The sequence below is a fragment of the Streptococcus sp. HMSC071D03 genome (genome assembly GCF_001812125.1).
GTDB lineage: Bacteria > Bacillota > Bacilli > Lactobacillales > Streptococcaceae > Streptococcus > Streptococcus pseudopneumoniae_N.
In genome coordinates this window covers 1-2,232 of record NZ_KV807766.1, presented here as the reverse complement: position 1 = coordinate 2,232, position 2,232 = coordinate 1, and the positions used below count along the sequence as shown (strand labels likewise).

2 protein-coding genes are annotated in these 2,232 nt (G+C 29.7%); both read right to left on the bottom strand.

Annotated elements, in window-relative coordinates; translation table 11 throughout:
* Window positions 1-80 precede the first annotated feature (80 nt).
* Entirely contained in the window at window positions 81-659 is a 579-nt protein-coding gene (locus HMPREF2837_RS06520) for a DUF4230 domain-containing protein (RefSeq protein ID WP_000493216.1), read from the bottom strand.
* Between the two features lie 261 nt (window positions 660-920).
* The coding region (locus tag HMPREF2837_RS06515) for an ISL3 family transposase (RefSeq protein ID WP_261674341.1) at window positions 921-2,232 on the bottom strand (1,312 nt) is incomplete at its 5' end.

Genomic DNA, 2,232 nt, shown 5'->3' with positions numbered 1-2,232 from the left:
GAAAATTTCCATCAACCCTAAAAATTATAGAACCACACAAAACCCTGACCAGAGATGGCCAGGGTTTTGTATTTCAAAAATTATTCTGTAAATTCTATAGTTACTTTTACTTCAGAATCCATTGAAGAAAATATTGTTTTATAATAATTGATTGCAGATTCTTTAATTTCACTCTTAAATTTATCTAAATACTCTGCTTGTTTATCACTAGAAAGTTGGTTAGCGACCAATTTCCCAGTATCAATATCTTCTGTAGTTCCACTTAATAACTCTCCATGACTATCATATAAATCATAAGGATTATCTTTTGAAAGTTCAACACCAATTACTTCCAATTTTGGAACAATAACCTTATATTCTTTTTCGCTTATTTGTTCAACCTTTACACTACTTTTAATTCCAAATTTAGCTTTATAATTTAAAATTACTAATGCTGCTTTTTTAGAGAACGGCACATCAAACCCAAAAACTTGAGTTGTTTTTGTTTCAGAAATAATTTCATTAATTCCCGCATTCAAAAATACAACTTCATTCACTTTTTCAATACTTTCGATATTAATTGACGATTTGACTTCTGATTTATGTTCCTTAGGTAAGAAAAATAGCACTCCAATAGCTATAATAGCTATTAATACCACATTCAATAGTACACTAAACATATTAACTTTCTTCTTTAATATAGACAAGATAAAAAAACCTCACTTTAAATAATCTATCTAAATTTTACACATTCTAAAGAAAATAGTCAATATTTTTTCGTACTATCTTCTAAAATTAATTGTGCCTATTAAAAATGAAATTAGTTTGTTGCATTTGATTATATTTTTTGAACACCAAATCCATTTAAAATTGAGTGCTATTTTGAGCACTAAAAAAGGGCTCTTTGTCAAATAGTGTTGATGAAGAAATTTAGGAAGGGATTAAGCAACTAATTGTTGCTTAATTCCTTTTTGTTTTGGGCCAAACATTTTTGTTATTAAAATAATCCTATTTCTAAAATGGTAATAGTTTCTAAAGCCGTAGGCATTTCTTTTAAGCACTTTTATTTTATTGTTTATTCCTTCAATAGGGCCATTTGTTCTAGTTGGATACTCACAAGTATTTTGAATATATGACAAGTAAGTCATAAGAGTCTTTAATACTCTTTTTAAACCAGGAGATAGGTCTAATTGCGTAGCTGCTTCAATCGTTTCCTTGAATTCTATATAATCTCTATCCTGTATACATTCACGAAGTGAATGTACAACCTCATAATCATTTTTAAGAGATGGATTTTTTTCTAAGATATAATCTACGATTCCTTTACTTGTTATGAAGCTTTCAAAAAGCTTATAACGATTATATTTATAGTTCTGAAGTTCATTAGAGTTCTTTAAAATTAACTTCCAATAATGTTTTAACTTTCGATATAATTTAGAGTCTTTATAGCGATGCTTATTCATGACACGTACCCGAGTTCGATTTAATTCTCTATTTAAGGCTTGTACGATATGAAAAGGATCAATGATAATTTTAGCGTTAGGAAACATTTCTTTTATTAATTGAATGTACGGTAAGTACATGTCGATGGAGATAGTTTTTACCTTTAATCTAGTCTTAGGCTCAAAACGATGAAAATACTTTTTCAAGCTGTAAGATTTTCTATCTCGTACAACATCGACCAGCTTGTGTGTAGTGCTATCACAAATAATGAAGCTCATATTACTATCGGAAGATTTGACGGATTTAAATTCATCAAAACACAAATGCTCAGGTAAATCGTGTAATGGTTTAATCTTTAGTAAACGTGTTGTATCATCTATGATACGTCTTACCGTATGAACTGAAACATTTGTTTCTTTTGCGATATAGGTTTCAGATACTGTTTCACTTATTTTTGATTTAATTTCGTTTTTTAAGCGTTTAGAGATATGACAGTGTTTTTCTACGATTCGACTAGTGTCTGAGGTAAATGAAGAGCCGCATTCTCTACAGAGAAATCTCTGCTTGCGTAGATTTAAGTAGGCCGCTAGGCCTGAAACAGAACAGAGAGTGATACGAGATGTTTTCGTGCCGTTTTTAACGATATTATTATTTCGGCTAACACACCCACAAACGGTACAAAATTCTGGTTTATGCGTATAAGTAGCTGCATAAAATAAAGATTTTCTCTTTTTAAATATCTTCTCTTGAACTTTATTATCCCAAATAATGTTTTTATCTTTGATTTGTAGTGTAGCTTCTAGTATATTG

What these genes read in the sequence shown, in the direction of transcription:
- HMPREF2837_RS06520 (WP_000493216.1), bottom strand. Translation starts at nt 659, where the DNA reads ATGTTTAGTGTACTATTGAATGTGGTATTAATAGCTATTATAGCTATT.